Here is a 6,000-nt window from a genome sequence, read left to right as displayed (position 1 = left end):
GTCCAGATGCCGAACAGCATCACCAACATGCCGCCTGCCATCCGTACGCTGCGCTTGCGCAACAGTGCGGTGATGCGCTCGGCAGCTGCTACAAGGGGGGCCGCCGATCTAGTGCCCCATGAGCCAATGCTGATGCGGCCCCGGCAAGGTCCAGATGCCGAACAACATCACCAACAAGCCGCCCGCCATCCGTACGCTGCGCTTGCGCAACAGTGCGGTGATGCGCTCGGCGGCGAGGCCAGTCGCCAGCAGCACCGGCCAGGTGCCGAGCCCGAACGCGAGCATCAACAATGCGCTGTCCAGCGCGTTGCCCTGGCTGGCCGACCATAGCAAGGTGCTGTAAACCAGGCCGCACGGCAGCCAGCCCCAGAGTGCGCCCAACAGCAGCGCGCGCGGAACGCTCGACACCGGCAGCAACCGGTTGGCGACTGGCTGGATATGCCGCCACAAGCCTCGACCGAGGCTTTCGATACGGGTCAGGCCGCTCCACCAGCCGGCCAGGTACAGGCCCATGGCAATCAGCAGCAAGCCGGCGAGGATGCGCAGGAACATCGCCGCCGGGCTGCTGGCCACGGCCCATCCAGCCAGGCCGATCAGCAATCCGGCGCAGGCATAGCTCAGAATCCGTCCCAGGTTGTAGGCTAGCAGCAGGCGAAAGCGGCGGCTGCGCTGTTCCTTGGGAATCGCCAGGGTCAGCGCGCCCATCAAGCCGCCGCACATGCCCAGGCAGTGGCCGCCGCCGAGCAAGCCGAGGATCACCGCAGACACCAGCAGTGGCGCCAATTCAAGCATGGGGCGGTGCCTTGTCTTGCGGCTTGGCCGGTTGGCCGCTGGCCTCATCGACGGCGGCGGTGTGGTTCGGGTCCTGGTCGTCGAACAGGATGCTGTGGGCCGGGCCGTCGAGGTCGTCGTACTGACCGCTGTCGACCGCCCAGAAGAAGATATAGACAGCGATGGCCACGATCAGCAGCGCAGCGGGAATCATCACGTAAAGAGCTGGCATCTGGACTCCATGCCCGCGCGGCTCAGGCCGGCAGCGGGCGGGTTTCTGGCGTGGTGGAGAGGGCATGCGCGCTCGGCATTCGAGTCAGGCGCAGGGCGTTCAACACCACGGTCAACGAACTGATCGACATGCCCACCGCCGCCCACACCGGGGTGATCCAGCCGAGGGCGGCGAAGGGCAGCATGAGGCCATTGTACAGCCCGGCCCACAACAGATTCTCGATAATGACCCGACGGGTGCGCCGTGCCAGGCTGAAGGCTTGCACCAGGGCGTCGAGGCGGTTGGACAGCAGCACGGCATCGGCACTGGTTTTCGCCAGATCGGTGGCCGAGCCCATGGCGACGCTGATATCCGCAGCCGCCAGCACTGGCACGTCATTGACCCCGTCCCCCAGCATCAACACCTTGCGACCTTCTTTGTGCAGTTGTTGCAGGACTTGCAGTTTATCGTCCGGACGCAAGCCGCCGCGGGCTTCATCGATGCCCAGTTCCGCCGCCACACTGGCGACCATCGGCGAGCTGTCGCCGGATAACAACAGCGTGCGCCAGCCACGCGCCCTGCACGCGGCCAGCAGTTCGGGCGCATCGGCACGCAAGCGATCATCGAGGACGAACCAGGCCAGCGGTCCCTGGCCGTCGCCCAGCAGCAGCCATTGGCCGGCCTCTTCGGGCATCGACGGCACCACGGCGCCACTGAGTTCGCAGACGAATCCCGGTTGGCCGATGCGCAGGCGTCGCCCATCCACCAGCCCCTCAAGGCCAAGCCCCGGGGTACTGTGGACTTCTTCGGCTGCCATTGGCGCGCGTCCGAAAGCACGGGCGATCGGGTGTTCGGAGCGATTTTCCAGGGCGGCGGCGAGGCTCAGGCATTGGTCGTTGTCGAGCGCGCCGAGGGGGCGGATCGAACGCAGCGCCAGGCGCCCTTCGGTGAGGGTGCCGGTCTTGTCGAAAATCACCGTGTCGATCTGGTTCAGGCCTTCCAGCACATGGCCGCGCGTCAGCAGCAGGCCGAGTTTGTGCAAGGTGCCGGTGGCGGCAGTGAGGGCGGTCGGCGTCGCCAGCGACAAGGCACACGGGCACGTCGCCACGAGCATCGCCAGCACGATCCAGAACGCCCGCGAGGCATCCAGTTGCCACCACAGCAGGCCAATCGCGGCGGCAGCGATCAGCGAAAACAGCAGGAACCATTGTGCGGCGCGGTCCGCGATTTCCGCCAGGCGCGGCTTTTCGGCCTGGGCACGATCGAGCAGGCGAACGATGGCCGAGAGGCGAGTGTCCTGGCCCAGGGCCTGAACCTCGACGGTCAGTGCGCCTTCGACGTTCAGGGTGCCGGCGGTGACCGCATCGCCGAGGGTGCGGGGTTGCGGCAGGTATTCGCCGGTCAGCAGCGACTCGTCGACACTCGACTGACCGTCGAGGATCTTGCCGTCAGCCGGAAGAATGGCGCCCGGATGCACCAGCACCTGATCGCCAACACGCAGTTCACTGAGCAGAATGCGTTCGCTCTGGCCGTCAGGCGTCAGGCGCAGGCACGAGGCGGGCAACAGGTTGACCAATTGCGCAGTCGCGGCGGCCGTACGCTCGCGGGCGCGCCGTTCCAGATAACGCCCGGCCAGCAGAAACAGGGCAAACATGCCGACGGCATCGAAATACAGTTCGCCGACCCCGGTGATCGAAGTCCAGATCCCGGCAACGTAGGCACTGCCGATGGCCAGCGACACTGAAACGTCCATGGTCAGGTGACGGGTGCGCAGATCGCGCATGGCGCCTTTGAAGAACGGCGCACAGCTGTAGAACACGATCGGGGTGGTGAGGAACAGCGCGACCCAGCGCAGGATGGTGTGCAGTTCGGGGCTGAGGTCGATGTTGAATTCAGGCCAGGTGGCCATGGTTGCCATCATCGCCTGGAACCACAGCAGCCCGGCCACGCCGAGCTGGCGCAGGGCCAGGCGGTTTTCGCTGGCCAGTTGTTCGCTGGCGCGGTCGGCCTGATACGGGTGTGCGGCATAACCGATGTGACGCAGTTCGCTGAGGAGATGGCTCAGGGGTAATTGCGCATCGGTCCAGCGCACATGCAGGCGATGGTTGGACAGGTTGAGGCGCGCTTCGGCCACCGCCGGCAAGGTGCGCAGGTGTTTCTCGATCAACCAGCCGCAGGCTGCGCAGCTGATGCCTTCCATCAAGAGTGTGGTTTCGGCGAGCTCGCCTTCGTGGCGAACGAAGGGTTGCTGTACATCGGCACGGTCGTACAGCGCCAGTTCATCCACCAGTTGCACTGGTAGCGTTTCGGGGTTGGCCGAGGCTTCGCTGCGGTGCTGGTAATAGTTTTCCAGACCACCGGCGACAATGGCCTCGGCCACGGCCTGGCAACCCGGGCAGCAGAATTCGCGGGTTTGCCCCAGGACCGCGGCGGTGAAGCGGCTGCCGGCCGGGACGGGCAGGGCGCAGTGGTAGCAGGGGAGTGGGGTGGTGGTCATGGAGTATTCACTAGTACTGCTGAATCTCTATCGTCGGATAGGGCCTCATCGCGAGCAAGCTCGCTCCCACAGGGATCATGGGTGTACTCAGGTTCTGAGCATGGCGGTGATCAACTGTGGGAGCGAGCTTGCTCGCGATGCGCGAAGCGCTGCTTTATTTCTTCAGGTCTTCAGCACCTTGCAACGGTTCATCACCGAGCAGCAGATCCTTGTCGTGGCTGATCGATTCTTCTTCGAACATGCGCCAGATGTGGTCGTCCTGAGTGCCGAGCAACTCGACAAAACGCCGGCCTTCGATCCTGTCGCTCAACTGGCCGATGTAGCGGCCCTGTTCGGTTTCGCTACGGGTCAGGGTGATCTTGCGATCCTTTTCCGGTTGGGTCGGCGAGATCAGGTTCAGCTCCAGGGTCTTGGGCTGGCTGTCGCCGCTCAGGCGCAAGTCAACCTCTCCGGTCACGTCATCGAGATGAACGCTGGCGCGCATTTTCAGGTTCTGGGCCAGCAGTTCACGGTCGAGGGAGCGGTTGATGCCTTTGCCGGCCTCGTAGTAGTTGTCGTTGACCAGGTTGTCCGGGTTCTTCACCGCGATGGTCACCATGGACAAGGTCAAGGTCACCGAGCAGGCCAGGATCCCGATGATGATCCACGGCCAGAGGTGCTTGTACCAGGGACTTGCGGCAGTTGCTGCGGGCATGTTCTGTTCTCTCAACGATTTTGTGGGCCGATGAACCGGCTCTTGGCTTCAATGTGGACGCTGTCGTCATCGGCATCCTTGAGGATGAATTTCACCTCGTTGGTGCTCGACGGCAGTTTTTCCGGCGCGACGGACAGTTCGGCAGGCTGGCTGACGATCTCGCCGGCCGCGACCTTGATCTCGCGTCGGCCCTGCAATTTGAGATCCGGCAGGCCGGATGCTTCGAGCAGGTAGGTATGGTCGCGCTGGTCCTTGTTCATGATTTTCAGGCTGTAGACGTTTTCGATCCGGCCTTCGGCGTTCTCGCGGTACAGCACGCGGTCTTTGCTGACATCGAAGCCGACCAGCGCACGCATGAAGAATGCCGTCACCAGCAAGCTGATCATTGCCAGCAGCACGATTGCATAGCCAATCAGACGCGGACGCAGTTTATGGGTTTTCTGCCCGGACAGGTTGTGCTCGGTGGTGTAGCTGATCAGCCCGCGCGGGTATTCCATTTTGTCCATGACGGCGTCGCAGGCATCGATGCAGGCGGCGCATCCGATGCATTCGATTTGCAGGCCGTCACGGATGTCGATACCGGTCGGGCAGACCTGGACGCACATGGTGCAGTCGATGCAGTCACCCAGGCCCTGGGCCTTGTAGTCGATGCCTTTTTTACGCGGGCCACGGCTTTCGCCACGGCGCGGGTCGTAGGAAACGATCAGCGTGTCCTTGTCGAACATCACGCTCTGGAAGCGCGCGTACGGGCACATGTAGATGCACACCTGTTCACGCAACCAGCCGGCGTTGCCGTAAGTGGCGAGGGTGAAGAAACCGACCCAGAAGTACGACCAGCCATCCGCTTCGCCGGTAAAGAATTCGATGCTCAGTTCGCGGATCGGCGAGAAGTAGCCGACGAAGGTCATGCCGGTGACGAAACCGATCAACAGCCACAGGCTGTGCTTGCTGAGCTTGCGCAGGAACTTGTTGGCGCTCATCGGCGCCTTGTCGAGCTTGATGCGTTGGTTGCGGTCACCTTCGGTGACCTTTTCGCACCACATGAAGATCCAGGTCCAGACGCTTTGCGGGCAGGTATAGCCGCACCAGACCCGTCCGGCGTACACGGTGATGAAGAACAGGCCGAACGCAGCGATGATCAGCATGCCGGACAGCAGGATGAAATCCTGAGGCCAGAAGGTGGCGCCGAAAATGAAGAACTTGCGCTCCGGCAGGTTCCACCAGACGGCCTGGTGACCGCCCCAGTTCAGCCACACCGTGCCGAAATACAGCAGGAACAACAGGGCACCGCCGGTCATCCGCAGATTGCGAAACAGGCCGGTGAAGGCGCGGGTGTAGATTTTTTCTCTGGAGGCGTAGAGGTCGACGCTGTTGTTCGCGTTCCTGGCGGGTGGAGTGACGTCGTGTACCGGAATCTGGTTGCTCATCATTGCATCCCACGGCAGTGGAAAAGTGCCTCGGTCAGTACGTGCCGACCGGGGTCAAAAAGGGGTGTTGCAGTGGCTCAATGATACGCCTGTCGCTCTAGCCTGCGGGTGCGACCTTTGGTCACGTTTGGCAAAATCAATTGTTGGTGTAATGACTTGAATCAATTGACTTGAGAATTATGGACGGTTTTCAGGTGCGGGCGGAATCAATTCTCTGATGGCCTGCTAATGATGACTACTCGCTCAGGGTTGAAGTCGATGCTGTCTTCAGGCAACGCAACAACCTGTAGGAGCCAGCCTGCTGGCGATGGAGTCAAGGGCGCCGCGTTGAACCAGAGAGCACGCGTTATCGTTAACGACCATCGCCAGCAGGCTGGCTCCTACAGGTTCCCGGGAATGC

The 6,000-nt window shown here is 62.7% G+C and carries 5 protein-coding genes; all 5 read right to left on the bottom strand.

What is annotated here, in order from left to right:
• Positions 1-108: 108 nt before the first annotated feature.
• On the bottom strand, positions 109-792 hold the full coding sequence (locus tag AB4Z35_RS18365) for a sulfite exporter TauE/SafE family protein (RefSeq protein WP_103394973.1): 684 nt from the start codon (positions 790-792) through the stop codon (positions 109-111).
• Positions 785-1,003, bottom strand: a complete 219-nt coding sequence (gene ccoS / locus AB4Z35_RS18360) for a cbb3-type cytochrome oxidase assembly protein CcoS (RefSeq protein ID WP_007971444.1) — start codon at positions 1,001-1,003, stop codon at positions 785-787. The genes AB4Z35_RS18365 and ccoS overlap by 8 nt, the downstream gene beginning before the upstream one ends.
• 22 nt (positions 1,004-1,025) lie before the next feature.
• Complete coding sequence (locus tag AB4Z35_RS18355; protein ID WP_442098508.1) at positions 1,026-3,479, bottom strand: heavy metal translocating P-type ATPase; 2,454 nt, start codon at positions 3,477-3,479, stop codon at positions 1,026-1,028.
• Between the two features lie 154 nt (positions 3,480-3,633).
• Positions 3,634-4,173: a FixH family protein gene (locus AB4Z35_RS18350; RefSeq protein WP_442098506.1), complete on the bottom strand. Its 540-nt coding sequence runs from the start codon at positions 4,171-4,173 to the stop codon at positions 3,634-3,636.
• A gap of 11 nt (positions 4,174-4,184) precedes the next feature.
• Positions 4,185-5,600, bottom strand: coding sequence for a cytochrome c oxidase accessory protein CcoG (gene ccoG, locus AB4Z35_RS18345; RefSeq protein ID WP_442098504.1), 1,416 nt, complete (start codon positions 5,598-5,600; stop codon positions 4,185-4,187).
• Between the last annotated feature and the right edge of the window lie 400 nt (positions 5,601-6,000).

This window comes from Pseudomonas sp. KB_15 (assembly GCF_052114525.1).
Lineage (GTDB): Bacteria > Pseudomonadota > Gammaproteobacteria > Pseudomonadales > Pseudomonadaceae > Aquipseudomonas.
The sequence above is the reverse complement of the archived record's forward strand: the minus strand, read 5'-3'. Positions and strand labels throughout refer to the sequence as shown.